15 protein-coding genes are annotated in these 18,907 nt (G+C 62.1%); 14 read left to right on the top strand and 1 reads right to left on the bottom strand.

The window, feature by feature from the left end:
- Positions 1–104: 104 nt before the first annotated feature.
- The 8 genes from gcbA (at position 105) to accC (ending at position 7,827) form a co-directional block, all read left to right on the top strand.
- Positions 105–1,775 carry a diguanylate cyclase GcbA gene (gcbA, locus tag ACLEJQ_RS16405; protein WP_440796588.1) on the top strand — a complete coding sequence of 557 codons (1,671 nt, stop codon included), beginning with the start codon at positions 105–107 and terminating at the stop codon, positions 1,773–1,775.
- A gap of 52 nt (positions 1,776–1,827) precedes the next feature.
- The gene (locus ACLEJQ_RS16400; RefSeq protein ID WP_440796587.1) at positions 1,828–3,774 is read left to right on the top strand and encodes a methyl-accepting chemotaxis protein; all 1,947 of its coding nucleotides are present in this window, start codon (positions 1,828–1,830) and stop codon (positions 3,772–3,774) included.
- 159 nt (positions 3,775–3,933) lie between these two features.
- Positions 3,934–4,161, top strand: a complete 228-nt coding sequence (locus ACLEJQ_RS16395; protein WP_440796629.1) for a hypothetical protein — start codon at positions 3,934–3,936, stop codon at positions 4,159–4,161.
- Positions 4,071–4,307, top strand: a complete 237-nt coding sequence (locus ACLEJQ_RS16390) for a polymorphic toxin type 44 domain-containing protein (RefSeq protein ID WP_440796586.1) — start codon at positions 4,071–4,073, stop codon at positions 4,305–4,307. The genes ACLEJQ_RS16395 and ACLEJQ_RS16390 overlap by 91 nt, the downstream gene beginning before the upstream one ends.
- Positions 4,285–4,737: a hypothetical protein gene (locus ACLEJQ_RS16385; RefSeq protein WP_440796585.1), complete on the top strand. Its 453-nt coding sequence runs from the start codon at positions 4,285–4,287 to the stop codon at positions 4,735–4,737. The genes ACLEJQ_RS16390 and ACLEJQ_RS16385 overlap by 23 nt, the downstream gene beginning before the upstream one ends.
- Before the next feature lie 748 nt (positions 4,738–5,485).
- A complete protein-coding gene (aroQ, locus tag ACLEJQ_RS16380) occupies positions 5,486–5,938 on the top strand; it encodes a type II 3-dehydroquinate dehydratase (RefSeq protein WP_440796584.1) in 453 nt (150 codons plus the stop codon).
- A gap of 48 nt (positions 5,939–5,986) precedes the next feature.
- Positions 5,987–6,454, top strand: coding sequence for an acetyl-CoA carboxylase biotin carboxyl carrier protein (accB, locus tag ACLEJQ_RS16375; protein ID WP_440796583.1), 468 nt, complete (start codon positions 5,987–5,989; stop codon positions 6,452–6,454).
- A 17-nt stretch (positions 6,455–6,471) separates the two neighbouring features.
- On the top strand, positions 6,472–7,827 hold the full coding sequence (gene accC / locus ACLEJQ_RS16370; protein WP_440796582.1) for an acetyl-CoA carboxylase biotin carboxylase subunit: 1,356 nt from the start codon (positions 6,472–6,474) through the stop codon (positions 7,825–7,827).
- 64 nt (positions 7,828–7,891) lie between these two features.
- Here the strand turns inward: accC and ACLEJQ_RS16365 are convergent, their stop codons facing one another.
- Positions 7,892–11,863: a type III effector 1 gene (locus ACLEJQ_RS16365; protein WP_440796581.1), complete on the bottom strand. Its 3,972-nt coding sequence runs from the start codon at positions 11,861–11,863 to the stop codon at positions 7,892–7,894.
- A 189-nt stretch (positions 11,864–12,052) separates the two neighbouring features.
- Here ACLEJQ_RS16365 and prmA point away from each other — a divergent pair, with 189 nt between their 5' ends.
- The 6 genes from prmA to purD all read left to right on the top strand — a co-directional run bounded on the left by prmA (position 12,053) and on the right by purD (position 18,880).
- A complete protein-coding gene (gene prmA / locus ACLEJQ_RS16360) occupies positions 12,053–12,931 on the top strand; it encodes a 50S ribosomal protein L11 methyltransferase (RefSeq protein ID WP_440796580.1) in 879 nt (292 codons plus the stop codon).
- Positions 12,932–12,961: 30 nt separating this feature from the next.
- Positions 12,962–14,194: a DUF3426 domain-containing protein gene (locus ACLEJQ_RS16355; RefSeq protein ID WP_440796579.1), complete on the top strand. Its 1,233-nt coding sequence runs from the start codon at positions 12,962–12,964 to the stop codon at positions 14,192–14,194.
- Between the two features lie 185 nt (positions 14,195–14,379).
- The gene (dusB, locus tag ACLEJQ_RS16350) at positions 14,380–15,387 is read left to right on the top strand and encodes a tRNA dihydrouridine synthase DusB (RefSeq protein ID WP_440796578.1); all 1,008 of its coding nucleotides are present in this window, start codon (positions 14,380–14,382) and stop codon (positions 15,385–15,387) included.
- On the top strand, positions 15,384–15,704 hold the full coding sequence (fis, locus tag ACLEJQ_RS16345) for a DNA-binding transcriptional regulator Fis (RefSeq protein ID WP_003186237.1): 321 nt from the start codon (positions 15,384–15,386) through the stop codon (positions 15,702–15,704). The genes dusB and fis overlap by 4 nt, the downstream gene beginning before the upstream one ends.
- A gap of 83 nt (positions 15,705–15,787) precedes the next feature.
- Positions 15,788–17,395, top strand: a complete 1,608-nt coding sequence (gene purH / locus ACLEJQ_RS16340; protein WP_440796577.1) for a bifunctional phosphoribosylaminoimidazolecarboxamide formyltransferase/IMP cyclohydrolase — start codon at positions 15,788–15,790, stop codon at positions 17,393–17,395.
- Between the two features lie 189 nt (positions 17,396–17,584).
- Positions 17,585–18,880, top strand: coding sequence for a phosphoribosylamine--glycine ligase (gene purD, locus ACLEJQ_RS16335; protein WP_440796576.1), 1,296 nt, complete (start codon positions 17,585–17,587; stop codon positions 18,878–18,880).
- Positions 18,881–18,907: the final 27 nt, after the last annotated feature.

The raw sequence follows: 18,907 nt of genomic DNA, 5'->3' as shown, positions 1-18,907 counted from the left end.
CGCCAGGGCAGATTATTGACGTATGACACTCATGGGAATGAAAAGAGGTGCTAGCATAGAGCCACCAGTCGATCTCAGCATGCACCCTAACTAGTAGTCAGGATATGACCGAGCCAGAAGACCCCAGCCGTGAGCGCCTCAAGCACCACTTTGCCCAGCGGGTAATTCATCAGGCTCGTCAGATCCTGGAGATCTGGCAGCGCCTGCAACGCAGTGAATGGTCAAGCACCGACCTGTCGGAGCTCAGCGAAGCCAATTTGCGTCTGCTGCGCTTTGCCGAACGCTTTGAACAACCCGAGCATTCGCAGCTTGCCCAGGGCATCAGCCAGTCGCTGCAAGCGGTGGATGCCAACCGCGGGCGTCTGAGCAGCCAGCTGATCACTGAAATCAATCGACTGATGCAACGCTTGTCCCGCACCGGCCTGCGCCACGGCGACCAGCTCGAACAGACCTTCCTGCCACCGCTGCGCAAACCCATCTACGTGCTGTTGCAAGACCACGACCGCGCCGAGCGCCTGGCCAAACAGCTGGAATTTTTCGGTCTCAGTGCCCAGGCGTTGAACAGTGTCGCAGCCTTCCGAGCCTCAATGGTCGAGCGCCTGCCCGCGGCGATTGTCATGGACGTGGACTTCAGCGGCCCCGGCGCGGGCCTGAAACTGGCGGCCGAAGCCCAGGAAGGCCTGGAACAGCCGTTGCCATTGTTGTTTTTCAGCCTGCTGGAAACCGACACGCCGACGCGTCTTGCAGCCGTACGCGCTGGCGGGCAGGAGTTCCTCACCGGCACCCTCGAAGCGTCGAGCCTGCTGGAAAAGATCGAAGTGCTGACCTGCGTTGCCCAGTACGAACCTTACAAAGTGCTGATCATCGACGACTCCCGCGCCCAGGCCTTGCACACCGAACGCCTGCTAAACAGTGCCGGCATCGTCACCCGTACGCTGATCGAGCCGATCCAGGCCATGGCCGAGCTGGCGGATTTCCAGCCGGACCTGATCATCCTCGATATGTACATGCCGGCCTGCACCGGCACCGAGCTGGCCAAAGTCATCCGCCACAACGACCGCTACGTCAGTGTGCCGATCATTTACCTGTCCGCCGAAGACGACCTGGACAAACAGCTCGACGCCATGAGCGAAGGCGGCGATGACTTCCTGACCAAACCGATCAAGCCCCGCCACCTGATCACCACCGTGCGCAACCGCGCGGCGCGGGCCCGCAACCTCAAGGCGCGAATGGTGCGCGACAGCCTGACCGGTCTGTACAACCACACCCACATCCTGCAACTGCTGGAAGATTGCAGCTTCCGTGCGCGCCGCGAGGGCAAGCCGCTGAGCTTTGCCATGCTCGACATCGACCATTTCAAACGGGTCAATGACAGCCACGGCCACCCCATGGGCGACCGGGTGATCAAGAGCCTGGCGCTGTTTCTCAAGCAGCGCCTGCGCAAGACCGATTTCATCGGCCGTTATGGGGGCGAGGAATTCGCCATCGTCATGCCCGACACCGATATCGAGGCGGCCTGCAAGGTGCTGGATGAAATCCGCCAACGCTTTGCCGAGATCCACTATCCGGCCCAGCCCCACGACTTGTGGTGCACCTTCAGCGCCGGCGTGGTGGAAATGAGCGAGGACAGCGACAGCCTGATGATGGCCAGCCAGGCGGACGAAGCCTTGTACCGCGCCAAGCACGCCGGACGTAACCGCGTGCAGAGCGCCCGGCAATCAAAGCAAAGTGCCACTTTTTCATCGGAATCGACCGATTCGGTCATAAACCTGTAACCCAAGCGCAATAAATTCAGGCACTTACGATTCTGCCCGTGGTAGACACTCGATGCGCCTGAAGCTGCTGACCAATCTCAATACCCTCCTTCTAGTCGCCGTGTGCCTGGGCCTGGGAGCCACGCTGTGGTGGTCGCAGATCGCCCTGGAGCGGCCTTATCTGCTGATGGAGCGCTACCTGGGCCTGTCGCGGCAGTTCCAGGGCGAGGTGGCGCGCAACGTCGAGGACTACCTGGGCAGCGGCGATGCCTTGCGACTGAGCGCGGCCACCCAGGCCCTGGAAACCCTGCAAAAGGAACTTGACCAGTTCCCGCCGGAGCTGGCCAAAACCCTGCGCCCGAGCCTGTCCAACCTGGACGAATTCAGCAAAACCGATCTGTTGGCTGCCGGCAAATTGGCCGGTGACCCCCAAGCCCTGCTCTTACAGGCCGAACGTGAGTTGAGCGCCAGCCTCGACCAGCTTGCTCGCTACGCCAACGGCGCCCAGGCTTACCTGCCGCCGTTGTTCGAAGCGTCGCAGCACCTGGGCCGGTTGTCCCTGGCGCGGGACAAACTGGTCAGCAGCGGTCGCAGCGAACTGGCCGCCGATGTGGAGCGGGAACTGGCCAGCATCCGCACCCAGGCCGAGCACATCGACGGCCTGCCGCTGCTCGGCGTTACGGCCAGCAGCGAAACCGCTGGCGATGATTTTGCCGCGCTGATGGGTCTGCAAACCGAGGAAAAGGCCGTCGCCGAAGACGCCGGTGTCGCACTCAAGCGCGAGCTCAACAGCCTGCTGGGACGCTACCCCGCCGAGCTGGCGCGTACCCGCATGCTGATCCAGAAACGCACCGAACTGAGCAACGCCACGCACCTGAAGACTGCCGATGTACAACAGGCGATCGATGCCATGGAACCGGCGGTACGGGCCCAGCATGGACAGATCCAGGCAGAGGTCCGGTTGATCCAAGGCCTGATGATCGGCCTGATCCTGCTGATCGCGCTGCTGATCGACACCTTGCAGCGGCGCCTGGCCCGCACCCTGACGCACCTGGCGCCGGCCCTGTCGACCTGGGCCGAAGGCGACTTCAGCCATGACATCCACGTCGGCGCCAGCAACCGCGAGCTGCAAGATATCCAGGCCTCGCTCAATCGGCTGAGGGCTTACCTGGTGGACCTGGTGGGCACCATCCGGGTGAACGCCGAACAGGTCGCCGACAGCAGCCGGACCCTGGCCGACCTCAGCGGCGAATTGCACGGTGGTGCAGAGGATCAGGCCAGCGACACGGCGCTGATCCGTGACTCTCTCAGCGAACTGGAGGCGACTATCCAACAGGTCGCCGGCGATGCCAGCCAGGCCGCCGACGCCAGCCGCAGCGCCGGCCAGGCCGTGGAACAAGGGCAGAAAGTCATCGGTCTGAGCCTGACCGGCCTGCATGCCCTGGTGGGAGAAGTGCAAGGCAACGCGCAAATGATCGAACAACTGGCCGAAGAGTCGGCCACCATCGGCGGCGTGCTGACGGTGATCCGCTCGATTGCCGACCAGACCAACCTGCTGGCCCTGAACGCCGCCATCGAAGCCGCCCGCGCCGGGGAAATGGGCCGGGGTTTCGCGGTGGTAGCCGAAGAAGTCCGCTCCCTGGCCCAACGCACCGCCGGCGCCACCGCCGAGATCCAAGCCCTGATCGCCCGCCTGCAACTGGCCGCCCGCCAATCGGTAGACGGCATGAGCGCCCAGGTCGAACACGCCGAAGCCACCGCCAGCCAGGCACAAGCGGCCGACGGCGCATTGGACGAAATCGTCGGCGCCATCCAGACCATCGCCGACACCGCAGTACGCATCGCCGACGTCACCGCGCAACAAAGCGGCGCCGTCAGCGAAATCCGCGATCACAGCGAACGGATCCACCAACTGGGCGGTGACAACCTGCTGCGTATCGGCCAGGGCCGGGAACAGGGCGACAACCTGCTGGTGCTCGGTGGCAGGTTGCATACGGCGGTGCAGGCGTTTCGGGTGTGAGCATTGGTTGTTTATTGAAACGCCTGAAGCTGCCGGAAATACCTACATCTAGATGAAGGACGGCTCTGAGATGTGCGTGGGAAACTTCTCTGCTGCTCTTGAGCGGTTATCTTGGTGCTAGGTTGCTATCCCTAGCGCGAAAAATATGGGGAGCAACCGATGCGCGTACCTACCTCTCCGCCCGGCGTTTCTGTCGAAGAAAATATGGCCGTGGCGTTTCATAAGAAAAATGTCTTGAAAGCTGGATCGGCGTTTATCTATTCCTGGTTCTATACCCAAGTCAGAAATCGCGGACCTTGGAATTATCCGCAGAATACGAAGCCTTCGGAAATTTTCACTACGGCGCCACCGGAACCGCAGCCGGTTTCAGTGAAGATGTGCTTTTAAGGGCAGCCGGTCTGGCTCAGAGTCGAGCAGGAACAACCACGGCAGAATTTGGCACATGGTGGGGACGAGCCCCGTTCGGTGACGATCCAATGGATCAGCGGTGGATCAAGGAGGGGATAAGGTATGCCAAATTCAGAAACTACTAACAGGCCCAGCCCTCTCGTGGTCATCTGCGTATTGCTTGTTCTCGCGCTGGCTTACGTCAGTTGGTTATGTTTCTTCTCTCGCAATACGCCTCAACTGACAGAGGTGGTCCTTCGAACTCCCCTGACTCACAACGCCTTTATCTATGGCGTTAAGGATGACGGTGGCGGCGCGACGGTGCCCTTCAGTTATCGGTACTACGTTTATCGATCCCTGACTGCCGACAGCGACATCCTTTCAGAATTGAAAACCGCAACGCCGTTCCTCGTCACCCGGGATGAGTCCATAACCGTCGATGTGCAGGGAGAGACGGTTACTGTGGTGGTTGATAAAGAAATCTATGACTACCACAGCAATACCCTCTATCGACATGCCAATGGCGATGAGTACACACCTGTGGCTATTTATTTGCGATCAAGTTCTGGGAGTTGAGAGATAGAGCGACTGTGAGGCCACATCGCGAGCAGGCTCGCTCCCACAATTGGATCGGGTACGACCGGGAGCGATAGGGCGTCTGTCGGGCAGTCTCGCGAGCAAGCTTTGCTCCCACATTTGGATCTAGGTACAACCGAAACAAACAGGCCAGCCGTGAGGCCGCCTTCGCGAGCAAGCCCGCTCCCACAATTGAATTGTGTCACGACCGGAAGAGTCAAGCCGGCCACCAGACCGCCTCGCTTTGGCTTTGGCTTTGGCTTTGGCTTTGGCTTTGGCTTTGGCTTTGGCTTTTGATCTTAGGCGCCCCATTAACCACAAGGGCCGAACGCAGGCGTTGCGCAGTGGGCATCCCGGCATGGATGCCGGGATAGCCGCGCTGGACCATGGATGGTCCTTCGCGGCGGGCCCACGGAGCAATGCCGGAGTGAGGGAACACCGAGCCTCGGCGAGGTGCCCAGTGGTGGGGCGAGGCGCTTTTGGTTACTTTTGGCGCCTTATCAAAAGTGACCCGCTGTAAGAGCGGAACCATAAGTAGCCGTTACCGCAGCAATGGATATGTACTCGGTCAACAAATCCCAGGGTCAGCTATACAGGACTGGGTGACCGGATCTGGAACCATAGTCACAAGTTTCGCGCAAACATCGCTCATCGTGCTGGCTATTGCCGAGAACTGGACAGTCATCAAGCCTTTGCGGCATAGTCGCCGGGCTCTGACACCTGCTCACAGATAACAAAGGAACAGCAGATGGCGACCCTATTGGTCCTGCACGGACCTAACCTGAACCTGCTCGGCACCCGTGAACCGGGCGTCTACGGCGCCGTGACGCTGGCGCAGATCAATCAGGACCTGGAGCAGCGGGCCCGCGCCGCCGGCCATCACCTGCTCTATCTGCAAAGCAACGCCGAGTACGAATTGATCGACCGCATCCATGCCGCGCGTGGCGAAGGCGTGGACTTCATTCTGATCAATCCCGCAGCTTTTACACATACAAGTGTCGCATTACGTGACGCGCTGCTGGCGGTGAGCATCCCATTCATCGAAGTGCATTTGTCCAACGTGCACAAGCGCGAACGTTTCCGCCATCACTCCTACTTCTCCGACGTAGCGGTGGGAGTGATCTGCGGCCTTGGCGCCAGCGGTTACCGACTGGCCCTGGAGGCCGCCCTGGAGCAGCTTGAAAGACCGGCAACAGCTTGAACAACAAGCGTTGAACGCCCCTGACCGACCCTTGGGAGTTGATGATTCATGGATATCCGTAAAGTTAAGAAATTGATCGAATTGCTGGAAGAGTCCGGCATCGACGAACTCGAGATCAAGGAAGGCGAAGAGTCCGTACGTATCAGCCGCCACAGCAAAGCCCCGGCCCAGCAGTTCTATGCACCGGCTCCGATGCAGGCCCCGGCTGCCGCACCGGCTCCCGCCGCACCTGTGGCTGCCGCTGCAGCGGCTCCAGCCGCAGCCGCCGCACCAGCGCTCAATGGCACCGTCGCTCGCTCGCCTATGGTCGGTACCTTCTATCGCAAATCTTCCCCGTCCTCGCCGTCCTTCGTTGAAGTGGGCCAGACCGTGAAGAAAGGCGACACCCTGTGCATCGTCGAAGCCATGAAGATGATGAACCACATCGAAGCTGAAACCAGCGGTGTGATCGAGTCCATCCTCGTTGAAGACGGCCAGCCGGTTGAGTTCGACCAACCGCTGTTCACCATCGTTTGAACCGCGGAGAGCCTTCGATGACTGCGAAGCTGGAAAAAGTCCTGATCGCTAACCGCGGTGAGATCGCCCTGCGAATCCTGCGTGCGTGCAAAGAGATGGGCATCAAGACCGTCGCCGTTTACTCCAAGGCCGACAAGGAATTGATGCACCTGGGCCTGGCAGACGAGTCCGTCTGCATTGGTCCGGCCTCGGCTGCGCACTCTTACCTGCATATCCCGGCGATCATCGCCGCTGCCGAAGTGACCGGCGCTACCGCCATTCACCCGGGCTACGGCTTCCTGGCGGAAAACGCCGACTTCGCCGAACAGGTCGAGAACTCCGGTTTTGCCTTCATCGGCCCGAAAGCCGAAACCATCCGCCTGATGGGCGACAAGGTTTCGGCCAAGCACGCCATGATCGCCGCCGGCGTACCGACCGTTCCGGGCTCCGACGGCCCGCTGCCTGAAGACGAGGAAACCGCCCTGCGCATCGGTCGCGAAGTCGGTTATCCGGTGATCATCAAGGCCGCCGGCGGCGGCGGTGGTCGCGGCATGCGCGTGGTGCACAAGGAAGAAGACCTGATTTCCTCGGCGAAACTGACCCGCTCCGAAGCAGGCGCGGCGTTCGGCAACCCGATGGTCTACCTGGAAAAATTCCTCACCAACCCACGTCACGTCGAAGTGCAGGTGCTGTCCGACGGCCAGGGCCACGCCATTCACCTGGGCGACCGCGACTGCTCGCTGCAACGTCGTCACCAGAAGGTCCTCGAAGAAGCACCGGCCCCGGGCATCGACGAGAAGGCTCGCCAGGAAGTCCTGGCACGCTGCGTCAAGGCCTGTATCGACATCGGCTACCGTGGCGCCGGCACCTTCGAGTTCCTCTACGAGAACGGTCGTTTCTACTTCATCGAAATGAACACCCGTGTTCAGGTGGAGCACCCGGTTTCGGAGATGGTCACCGGTATCGACATCGTCAAGGAGATGCTCAGCATCGCCGCCGGCAACAAGCTGTCGTTCACCCAGGATGACGTGGTCATCCGCGGTCACGCGCTGGAATGCCGGATCAACGCCGAAGACCCGAAAACCTTCATGCCAAGTCCAGGCACGGTCAAGCATTTCCATGCCCCGGGCGGCAATGGCGTTCGCGTCGATTCGCATCTGTACAGCGGTTATGCAGTCCCGCCGAACTACGACTCGTTGATCGGCAAGCTGATCACCTACGGGGCAACCCGTGACGAAGCCATGGCGCGCATGCGCAATGCGCTGGACGAAATCGTGGTGGACGGGATCAAGACCAACATCCCGCTGCACCGCGACCTGACCCGCGACAAAGGCTTCTGCGAAGGCGGCGTCAACATCCATTACCTGGAACACAAGCTGGCTGAGCAGGCTTGATCTCCAAGTGATGTAAAAAGACCCCGTCCATTGGCCGGGGTCTTTTTTTGCCTGGCATTCAGGTTCAGCTCAACGCCACCGTCGGCAGCGCCTGCGCTTCGATTTGCGCCGCCGTTGCCGGCCTGCCCTGGGAGGTGTGGACGACACCATGGGCATCGGCAATCAGCGGTTCGCCGCGCACCCGCGCCATGAAACCACGCGCCCGCACCGACACCGGGTCAGTGCTGTTCTTGGCCCTCGCCAGCACCGGAATGTAGTAGCGCTCCACCTGACCGCGCGACGTCTTGAACACCGAAGTGACGCCACTGCGCAGGTCCAGCGCAACGCCATAGGTGTTACCGAAGCAGGACGAGTACGACCAATGGTCCCAGACCGGCTCCAGTCCCTGGCGCCTCATTATCGAACGGACTCGCCCGCCGATGTCGGCGCCCGTGAGCCAGTCCCCGCCCACCAGAGTGACGCGAATGTCCTTGCCCGCACCTCCCAGGCGTTGCGTCACGTCCCGGACACTGCGCTCGATGAGCGGCCGGATGTTGTGATCGAAATGGATGACCGCTCCGACGCGGGTGGTCGGGTTGTACAAGGAAGCAATCACACAGGTCTGTGCATTCAGCGAGAACAGATAGTTATCGGACACCGCCTCGCTGAACCTGGCTACCACCGCCTCACCCTGCAGCGCGCCCCTGGCCACGTCCGGAAAAACATGCCCGGGAAAAGCCTCCCTCAGGTCGCTCAACCGCCCGAGGTTGAGCATCTGCCCATTGCCACCGGGCAGGCCGACCACATTGTGCGTCCATTTGCCATTCGCCATCCTGCGTATGGGCAATTTGTACAAGGCGTCGGGGCGGCGCGCATCCACCAGGCACAAGCCGCCGAAGTAAGGATCCTTCCTGACCTGATAATACCGACCGTTACTGCGCAGATAGTAAAGGTTGCGCGGCTGCGTGGCGCTGGCCGGGCTGAGGAAGGTGCCGTGGAAAATGCCGTCTCCGGTCACCGGCTGCAGGTGCTCGGGGGGGGTGCGGACCGCCTGTTTCGGATTGAACCGCAAGGGCTGGATCGATGGCCCCGCTTCTTTCGCCGTCGTCGAGGCCCCGGCCCGCAAATGCCGGGCAGACAATGACGAGGGGCGCACCACACGCTTCAAGCGTCTGACGGCTCCTCCCAGCAAACCGGCGATACCCGCTGCACCGAGCACTGCGAACAGAGCGCCCCAGGATCCCATCAGCCAATGGGCGAGTGCACGATCAGTGTCGCCCTGCACATGGGCCTCGCTCGCCTGCCCGGCGCTGACGGCAATAACGGCCACATCCAACAGCAAGGCAAACGGCGGGTACACCATGCACACAGGCACGGCCACGAACAGCAGGCCCTTGATGACTTGATTCTGTATCACTTCGACCTGACTCTGGGTGATGTCCTGTACATCGGCGACAGCGCGCTCGATGCTGGCATCGAACTCAGTCCGGATGTCGCTCACACGATTGGACTCCCGCAAGGTATCGACACGCGTGGACGCCGTTGCCAGCGCGGCCAACGAACGGGTCACCGCGGCACGGGCCGAGAGTGCGACTCGGCCCAGCACATAGTCGCGCAGCCGGGCTGCAACGGCCCCTGAAAAATCCTGGTATCTGCGGAACATGACGCCGTCCGGAGCGTCGGGGCTGTACAGCCAATAGAAGGCCTTCGGTTCGAAGTAGCTGAACACATAGACGCCCGTTACGACATGCCCGCCGACGGTAAATCGGACCAATCCTTCGCGCTGCACCACCGCGTCGGGATAGCCCGCCCCCCTCGCCAGTAGCGTATCGCCCGGGAGCGAATCGCCCAGCAGCGAGACTTGCCGGGTCAGCCACCAGAAGGCCTGGTCATCCACCTGCGAGCGGGCCTTGGCAATACGCAAGTCGCGGTCCATCCGAGCCAGCAACAGATTGCGCAAGGCGAGGCGGCGCTTGGGGTAGTCCGGCGCCTGGGTATCCAGGAATTGCGCGCGAACCCGTCGGACATACGCCTCGCCCAGGAAAGCACGACGAATGTACAGCGCCAGATCGGCACTGCGGACATCCCCCAAATCCTGGCCAACCGATGAGCGCACACCTTTCCCCGGATGCTCGATTCCCCAGTTGTCATCGTAGCCATGGATCGCCAGCTCCAGCAGATTGGCCACCCTGGACGTCCCCCCGGCCAGCCCCGGCGTGTAGTCGATCAGCACCGTGGCGGGATCGACCGGCTCCGCCACGCCCTTGCTCAGCATGTACGGCGCGATGGCCTGGGCGACCGTGCGCTTGGCAAAGTCCATGAACACTTCGTAGCCGCCCATGCGCTCATCGAAAACGTGCTGATGAACCTGGATTTCCTGATTCAGGCTACTGATGATCTGTCGCGATTCGAGCGGCAGCGCCGCATACCAGCGAGGCGATTGCTCGCGCTCGACCAGCGCCAGGTTATTGGCCAGGCCCATCGCCACGGCGGTTTCAAGGACGGCTCGCAGGTCCGGCGCGGTGCTGCGCAAATCCTGCTCCAGGTCCCATGAAGTCGGCTTCTGCGCAACGCCGGCAAAATACTCCAGAGCCACCGAGCGATCGGCGGGGGAAAGCTGCTGCAGCAAATACTCGCGACCGGCTTCGTCCTCGACCCATGCCCCCAACTGCGCACTGACCGCCCTCAGCGAGGGCAGCTCGACCCACTCCTGGCCATCAGGTTTGTCCGGTGCGTACAGCAATAGATCGCCTTGCAGGTCATCGCGGTAGAACAGCAACAACTCGGCACACCTGAGGCTGTTGGGAAGGAGCAGCCCGGCGACTTTCAGAACGGCTGACGCCTGCGGGTCCCACAGGGTCGTGAGCGCATCATGGTTGCTCGTCTTCAGATGACCGGCACAGCGGGCAATGAACGCACTCTGCCGCAACCGCGCCGCGAACCAGTCAAGCAAGGCGTCCCTCAGATCCGCCCGCTCATAGCGTTCGAACAGCGCCGACCGGTACCCGGCAGGAGCATCGACCTGCGCCAGCGTCGTGGAGATGAAATCCGCCGACAAGGGCTGGTTGCGCAACATGGCGCCGTTTTCCACCAGGAACACCGATACCGCGTCCGGGCGCAGCGGCCCGGATGCAAGCAACTCGCTCAAGCTATACGTTCGCAGCGGCTGCCCAGATACGCTGAGCCACTTCACCTGCACGCGAATGGCGTCGGGTTCCACTTCCATGTCCAGCTCACGCCTGACGTAATCCTTGCCCAGGCTTCGGGCAAAGGCCTGCAACGAACCGAGGCCGTCGAGCAACCCGTCCAGTAGCGCCTGTGCCTGGGCAGTCTCGCCTTGATACGCCTTCAGCGATCGAAGCTGCGCTTCATCCAAGTGCCGTAGCCATTCAGGCAGTTGCTTGCGCGCCGTCGCCTCCAGGTCCTGTCGCTCCTGAGGGGATGCCAATGCAGTCAATGAACCCATCCGGCGCCAGGCATCCTGGAAAGACTCGATTCGTTCCCGCAGTTCCTCGACCTCGAGCCCGGCCAGCTGCTGGGGCAGGAACAACCTGTCGAGCCGCGCCTGATGATCACCGAGCCGCTGGCTGATGACCCCCTCGAGGGCAGGATCGGGCTCGGCCAGTGCCCAATAGCGGCGCAAGTAGTCTTTGTAGTGATTGATAAAGCCGGCGGCGGCACCCTCCACCACCTGAGCGATGGTGTCCTGGCGCTCGGTCGGAAAACCCCGATCCGCCCCTTCCGGCCAGCGGTAAGGCGCGTCCAGCTCTTCGTCGGCGACCGGCAGTTGCTGGTCGATCATCCGGCGCAGCACCGTGTCGACCAGGGTGTCGATAAAATGCAGGTCGATGTTGCCCTGCAAATAGCGGGTCCGCAGCTCGACCAACAGGTATTCTTCCAGCACTTGCAGCAAGGTCATCTGGGCTTGCAGTCGCGTGTCGATGAACGTTTGCCATCGATCCAGTCGCTCCAGGACTGCCTGTGTCGTTGTTCCCTGTGCAAACGGGACCGGTGGCCCGTCATTCCTATTGCTTTGCCGTTCGGCAGTGTTGTCCATCACATTGCTCCGTGTGGTTTGGACCCGCACCTTATTCGCCGCCCGACATGCCCTTGCCATACATATATATATCGAAACACCCGCCCGCACGGCCGAGACTCGCTTATCCACATTGACCTCGACCTGGCGTACACTGCGCGCCTTCGCAGCCGTGCGCTGCCCCCTGTATTTTTTCCAAAGGTGCCCGCCATGCCTTGGCTGCAAGTACGCCTGGCCATCAGCCCGGAACAAGCCGAAACCTATGAAGACGCGTTTCTTGAAGTAGGCGCCGTATCGGTAACCTTCATGGACGCCGAAGACCAGCCGATCTTCGAGCCGGAACTCAACACCACGCCGTTGTGGTCGCACACCCACCTGCTGGCGTTGTTCGAAGGCGGCACCGAGGCGGCCAGCGTGCTCGCCCACCTTGAGCTGCTGACCGGCAGCCCGCTGCCAGAGCATCACAGCGAAGTGATCGAAGACCAGGATTGGGAACGCAGCTGGATGGATAACTTCCAGCCGATGCGCTTCGGCCAGCGCCTGTGGATCGTCCCCAGCTGGCACGCTGCGCCACAGCCGGACGCGGTAAACCTGCTGCTCGATCCGGGCCTGGCGTTCGGCACCGGCACCCACCCGACCACCGCACTGTGCCTGGAGTGGCTCGACAGCCAGGACCTGAAGGGCTGCAAAGTCCTGGATTTCGGCTGTGGCTCGGGGATCCTGGCGATTGCCGCGTTGCTGCTGGGTGCCAAGGAAGCGGTCGGCACCGACATCGATGTCCAGGCCCTGGAGGCGTCCCGCGACAACGCCGGGCGCAACAATATCGCCGCGCAACTGTTTCCACTCTACCTGCCGCAGGATCTGCCACAGGTCCAGGCCGACGTGCTGGTGGCCAATATCCTGGCCGGCCCGCTGGTCTCCCTGGCGCCGCAGCTGTCGAGCCTGGTCAAGCCGGGCGGACGCCTGGCGTTGTCGGGCATCCTCGCCGAACAGGGCGAAGAGGTCGCCGCCGCCTATGCCGCAGACTTTGACCTGGACCCAATTGCCAATCGCGATGGCTGGGTGCGCATCACCGGGCGTCGGCGCTAGAATGGCCGCCTGTCTAGACCGGATTGCCGCATGACCGACAGCTTCGTCACCCAGTGTCCGCATTGCCACACCAGTTTTCGCGTCAGCCATGCCCAACTGAGCGTGGCCCGCGGGGTGGTTCGTTGCGGCTCGTGCCTGCAGGTGTTCAACGCCGCACGCCAGCTGCTGGAAAAACGCACCGCCAATCAGGCCGTGGTCCCAGTGGCGCCTCCTCCCAAGCCAGCCGCCGACGCGCCGCCTCGGGCGATCAGCCAGAAACAATGGTCGGCCGCCGAACTGGACCTCGATGACCTGGACAAGGAACTGGCTCGCCTGGAACGGCGCGACCAGCGTGCGCCGGGCAATACCGGCCGGCGCCGCGAAGACAACCTGAGCGCGCAACGCGATGCGCATACCGAGGAGCAACAGGACTGGCCCGATAGCCTGTACAGCGAATCCCCCAGCGAGCGCGCCGAAGCCGCACTGCAAATCTCGGTCGAACCGTTCGAGCCCCATGAGCCGGCCCGGCCACCACGAACCGAGCCGTCCGTGTCCCTGGCCCTCGAGCCGCTGGAGCCGGAGGACGAACCGGTCGCCCCGCTGCACCTGGCGCCGGACGACGAGCCCGAGGAACACCTCGAACGACTGTCCGCGACCGACGACCTGGATCGCGACGACGAACCCGCCCCTGTGGCGCCGTTGCGCAAGGCACGGGAACGGCAGGAACCAGGGATCCGCGCCGAAGCCCTTCACGACCTGGACGACGACCCGCTGCAACTGGACTGGCGCAAACGCCGCTCGCCATGGGGCCGGCGCCTGCTGTGGGGACTGCTGGTACTGCTCGCCGCGGCGGCCCTGGGCGGTCAATATATTGCCTATCACTTTGAAGAACTGGCGCGCCAGGACCAGTACCGTCCCTGGTTCCTGCAAATCTGCCCGACCCTGGGTTGCGACGTGCCGTCCAAGGTCGAGATCAGCAAGATCAAGAGCAGCAACCTGGTGGTGCGCAGCCATCCGGAGTTCAGCGGGGCGTTGGTAGTGGATGCGATCATCTACAACCGGGCGCCCTTCTCCCAACCCTTTCCGCTGCTGGAATTGCGCTTTGCCGACCTCAACGGCCACCTGATCGCCAGCCGTCGCTTCAAGCCAGGGGAATACCTGGGGGGCGACCTCGAAGGGCGCGGCGAAATGCCGCCCCAGACCCCGATCCACATTGCGCTGGATATCCTGGATCCCGGTCCCAAGGCCGTCAACTACAGCCTGAGCTTCCATTCCCCCGAATGAAGCCCGCCAGGGCCGGCCGATTGGCGGCAACTTTCTGGCTCGACCCAGCCAGACCAAACCGCTGGCGATAACAAAATAGCTGTTCAGATTTTATCCAATTCGACCTTTATCCAGTCATCGAGAGCGGGTATCATGCCAACCCTTTTTCGAAGTCTCATGATCCGGCCCCACTTCAGGGAAGTCCTATGTCGGCGGTACGCATCGGCCCATACACATTGCACAACGGTCTGGTTCTCGCCCCGATGGCGGGCGTCACCGACCAGCCCTTTCGTCAGCTTTGCAAGCGACTGGGCGCCGGGCTCGTGGTTTCGGAAATGGTCACCAGCGACATGAGTTTGTGGAACACCCGCAAATCGCGTCTGCGCATGATCCACGAAGGCGATCCCGAGCCGCGCTCGGTGCAGATCGCCGGTGGTGACGCGCAGATGCTGGCGGAGGCGGCCCGGGCCAACGTGGCGTTGGGCGCGCAGATTATCGACATCAACATGGGCTGCCCGGCGAAGAAGGTCTGCAACAAAGCCGCAGGCTCGGCACTGTTGAAGGATGAAGCACTGGTTACCGAGATCCTGCAGGCGGTCGTCGCCGCGGTCGATGTGCCGGTGACCCTGAAGATCCGCACCGGGTGGGACCGGGAGAACAAGAACGGCCTGACGGTGGCAAAGATCGCCGAACAGGCAGGCATCACGGCGTTGGCGGTGCACGGCCGCACCCGTGCCGACCTGTACACCGGCGAAACCGAGTACGACACCATCGCCGCGATCAAGCAGGCGGTGTCGATTCCAGTCTTTGCCAACGGCGACGTCGACTCGCCTGAGAAAGCCCGGTACGTGCTGGACGCGACCGGTGCCGATGGCCTGTTGATCGGCCGGGCCGCCCAGGGGCGGCCATGGATTTTTCGTGAGATCGAACACTTCCTGCGCACCGGCGAAAAGCTCGCTGCGCCGCAATTGTCCGAGGTGGAACGAATTCTGCTGGAGCATCTGGCCGCGCTGCATGCCTTCTACGGAGAAGTCATGGGTGTACGCATCGCTCGCAAGCATGTGGGCTGGTATCTCGCAACCCTGCCGGGCGCCAGGGAGTTTCGCGCCCGTTTCAATCGTTTGGATGGTACACAAGCACAATGCGCCGACGTTCAGGCCTTTTTCGCTGAACGTTACAAGAGCCTGACAGGGGACGAAGGGGTGGCCGCATGACGATGATGACCGAGACTTTAGTGAGTGGAACAACACCCGTGAGCGACAACGTGAATTTGAAACAGCACCTCAATACGCCCAGCGAAGAAGGTCAGACCCTTCGCGGGAGCGTCGAGAAGGCGCTGCACAATTATTTCGCCCACCTTGAGGGCGCTGCCGTCACGGATGTGTACAACCTGGTGCTTTCGGAAGTCGAGGCGCCTCTGCTCGAAAGCGTGATGAACTACGTCAAGGGCAACCAGACCAAGGCCAGTGAGCTGCTGGGCCTGAACCGCGGCACCCTGCGCAAGAAACTCAAGCAGTACGATCTGCTGTAAGCATTCAATCAAACCAGAAAGGCGCCCGCGTAAAAAACGGTCGCCTTTTTTGCTGACTTCCCTTGCTTTTGATGGAAATTGAAATGACCGACCAGACCACCCGCCTGCCGATCCGCCGCGCCCTGATCAGCGTCTCCGACAAGACCGGGATCCTCGAATTCGCCCGCGAGCTGCAACAGCTGGGCGTCGAGATCCTCTCCACCGGCGGGACCTTCAAGCTGCTGCAGGACAACGGCGTCGCCGCGGTGGAAGTCGCGGACTACACCGGTTTTGCGGAAATGATGGACGGTCGGGTCAAGACCCTGCACCCGAAAATCCATGGTGGGATCCTCGGTCGTCGCGGCATCGACGACGCGATCATGAACGAGCACGGCATCAAGCCGATCGACCTGGTGGCGGTCAACCTCTACCCGTTCGAAGCCACCATCAGCAAGCCAGGCTGCGACCTGCCGACCGCCATCGAGAACATCGACATCGGTGGCCCGACCATGGTCCGCTCGGCGGCCAAGAACCACAAGGACGTGGCCATCGTGGTCAACGCCAGCGACTACGCCAGCGTCCTGGAAAACCTCAAGGCCGGCGGCCTGACCTACGCCCAGCGTTTCGACCTGATGCTCAAGGCCTTCGAACACACCGCCGCCTACGACGGCATGATTGCCAACTACATGGGCACCGTGAACCAGGCTGCCGATACCCTGAGCACCGAAGGCCGCAGCGAGTTCCCGCGTACCTTCAACACCCAGTTCATCAAGGCCCAGGAAATGCGCTACGGCGAGAACCCGCACCAGAGCGCGGCGTTCTACGTGGAAGCCAAGCCGGCCGAAGTCGGCATCGCCACCGCCACTCAGCTGCAAGGCAAGGAACTGTCGTTCAACAACGTCGCCGACACCGACGCCGCGCTGGAATGCGTCAAGAGCTTCGTCAAGCCAGCCTGCGTGATCGTCAAGCACGCCAACCCGTGCGGCGTGGCCGTGAGCCCGGACGCCGAGGGCGGCATCCGCCAGGCCTACGAACTGGCCTACGCCACCGACACCGAATCGGCATTCGGCGGCATCATTGCCTTCAACCGCGAACTGGACGCCGAGACCGCCAAGGCCATCGTCGAGCGTCAGTTCGTCGAAGTGATCATCGCCCCTTCGGTCAGCGAAGAAGCCCGCGCCGTCGTCGCCGCCAAGGCCAACGTGCGCCTGCTGGCCTGCGGTCAATGGTCGGCTGACCGTGCGCCGGCCTGGGACTACAAGCGTGTCAATGGCGGCCTGCTGGTCCAGAGCCGTGATATCGGCATGATCGGCAGCGCAGATCTGAAAGTGGTGACCCAGCGCGCCCCGAGCGAGCAGGAAATCAACGACCTGATCTTCGCCTGGAAAGTCGCCAAGTACGTCAAGTCCAACGCCATCGTCTACGCCAAGAACCGCCAGACCATCGGAGTCGGCGCCGGCCAGATGAGCCGCGTGAACTCGGCCCGTATCGCCGCGATCAAGGCCGAACATGCCGGCTTGCAGGTCCAGGGCGCGGTCATGGCTTCCGATGCGTTCTTCCCGTTCCGCGACGGCATCGACAACGCGGCCAAGGTGGGAATTACCGCGGTGATCCAGCCGGGTGGTTCGATGCGTGACAACGAAGTGATCGCCGCCGCCGACGAAGCCGGCATCGCCATGGTATTTACTGGCATGCGCCACTTCCGTCACTAACAGGACAACGGCCGCACTGAAGCCGGCATCTGCTGCGTTGGAGCCGACCTCGATGATGCTCATTGCCAAAAGGCAACTCCGCTCATCGAGGTCGACTCCGCCTTGCATCTACCGACTGCATTGCGACCTCCTACAGCGTGAAGCGCTTTAGGTTCCAGAACAGAATCAGCGTCATCCGAGGTTTTTGAAATGAATGTTTTGATCATTGGCAGCGGTGGCCGTGAACACGCCCTGGCCTGGAAAGTGGCTCAGGATCCTCGCGTGCAGAAGGTTTTTGTCGCGCCGGGCAATGCCGGTACCGCCATCGAAACCAAGTGCGAGAACGTGGCTATCGACGTGCTGGCCCTGGAGCAACTGGCCGACTTCGCCGAGCAGAACGTCGCGCTGACCATCGTCGGTCCGGAAGTGCCGTTGGTCGCCGGTGTCGTCGACCTGTTCCGTTCCCGTGGCCTGGACTGCTTCGGCCCGACCGCCGGCGCCGCGCAACTGGAAGGCTCGAAAGCCTTCACCAAGGATTTCCTGGCGCGCCACAAGATTCCAACCGCCGACTACCAGAATTTCACCGAAATCGAACCGGCCCTGGCGTACCTGCGCGAGAAAGGCGCGCCGATCGTGATCAAGGCCGACGGCCTGGCCGCCGGTAAAGGCGTGATCGTGGCCATGACCCTGGCCGAAGCCGAGGACGCCGTGCGCGACATGTTGGCCGGCAATACTTTCGGCGACGCCGGATCGCGCGTGGTGATCGAAGAGTTTCTCGACGGCGAAGAAGCCAGCTTCATTGTCATGGTCGATGGCAAGAACGTCTTGCCGATGGCCACCAGCCAGGACCACAAGCGCGTCGGCGACGGCGACAGCGGCCCGAATACCGGTGGCATGGGTGCATACTCTCCTGCCCCGGTGGTCACCGCCCAAGTTCACCAGCGCGTCATGGACCAGGTGATCTGGCCGACCGTGCGCGGCATGGCCGAAGAAGGCAATGTCTACACCGGTTTCCTCTATGCTGGTCTGATGATCGACAAGGCTGGTAACCCAAAAGTCATCGAATTCAACTGCCGTTTCGGCGATCCTGAGACCCAACCGGTGATGCTGCGCCTGCAATCGAGCCTGGTGTTGCTGGTCGAAGCCGCGCTGGCCCAGGCCCTGGACAAGGTCGAAGCCCAGTGGGATCCGCGTCCGAGCGTCGGGGTTGTCCTGGCCGCCGGTGGTTACCCGGGCGACTACGCCAAAGGCAGCGCTATCCGGGGCCTGGATGCCGCCGCTGGACTCGAAGGCAAGGTGTTCCATGCGGGCACCGCGCTGAAAGACGGTCAGGTAGTTACCGCAGGCGGTCGTGTGCTTTGCGCCACTGCCATGGGCAGCAGTGTTGACACCGCTCAGCAACAGGCCTACAAGCTTGCCGCCGAGATCGACTGGGAAGGTTGCTTCTACCGCAAGGACATTGGCTACCGCGCCATTGCCCGTGAGCGTGGCGAAAATCTGGAATAACCCGGCCATTCAGCCAGGCAAGGGTCT

The organism is Pseudomonas sp. SMV71, from assembly GCF_052042015.1.
Classification (GTDB): Bacteria; Pseudomonadota; Gammaproteobacteria; order Pseudomonadales; family Pseudomonadaceae; genus Aquipseudomonas.
This window is presented reverse-complemented; position numbering and strand designations above follow the sequence as displayed.

Bases quoted from the DNA above. Each gene is read 5' to 3' on its own strand.
- gcbA (WP_440796588.1), top strand. From the start codon at position 105: ATGACCGAGCCAGAAGACCCCAGCCGTGAGCGCCTCAAGCACCACTTT.
- ACLEJQ_RS16400 (WP_440796587.1), top strand. From the start codon at position 1,828: ATGCGCCTGAAGCTGCTGACCAATCTCAATACCCTCCTTCTAGTCGCC.
- ACLEJQ_RS16395 (WP_440796629.1), top strand. From the start codon at position 3,934: ATGCGCGTACCTACCTCTCCGCCCGGCGTTTCTGTCGAAGAAAATATG.
- ACLEJQ_RS16385 (WP_440796585.1), top strand. From the start codon at position 4,285: ATGCCAAATTCAGAAACTACTAACAGGCCCAGCCCTCTCGTGGTCATC.
- aroQ (WP_440796584.1), top strand. From the start codon at position 5,486: ATGGCGACCCTATTGGTCCTGCACGGACCTAACCTGAACCTGCTCGGC.
- accB (WP_440796583.1), top strand. From the start codon at position 5,987: ATGGATATCCGTAAAGTTAAGAAATTGATCGAATTGCTGGAAGAGTCC.
- accC (WP_440796582.1), top strand. From the start codon at position 6,472: ATGACTGCGAAGCTGGAAAAAGTCCTGATCGCTAACCGCGGTGAGATC.
- ACLEJQ_RS16365 (WP_440796581.1), bottom strand. From the start codon at position 11,863: ATGGACAACACTGCCGAACGGCAAAGCAATAGGAATGACGGGCCACCG.
- prmA (WP_440796580.1), top strand. From the start codon at position 12,053: ATGCCTTGGCTGCAAGTACGCCTGGCCATCAGCCCGGAACAAGCCGAA.
- ACLEJQ_RS16355 (WP_440796579.1), top strand. From the start codon at position 12,962: ATGACCGACAGCTTCGTCACCCAGTGTCCGCATTGCCACACCAGTTTT.
- dusB (WP_440796578.1), top strand. From the start codon at position 14,380: ATGTCGGCGGTACGCATCGGCCCATACACATTGCACAACGGTCTGGTT.
- fis (WP_003186237.1), top strand. From the start codon at position 15,384: ATGACGATGATGACCGAGACTTTAGTGAGTGGAACAACACCCGTGAGC.
- purH (WP_440796577.1), top strand. From the start codon at position 15,788: ATGACCGACCAGACCACCCGCCTGCCGATCCGCCGCGCCCTGATCAGC.
- purD (WP_440796576.1), top strand. From the start codon at position 17,585: ATGAATGTTTTGATCATTGGCAGCGGTGGCCGTGAACACGCCCTGGCC.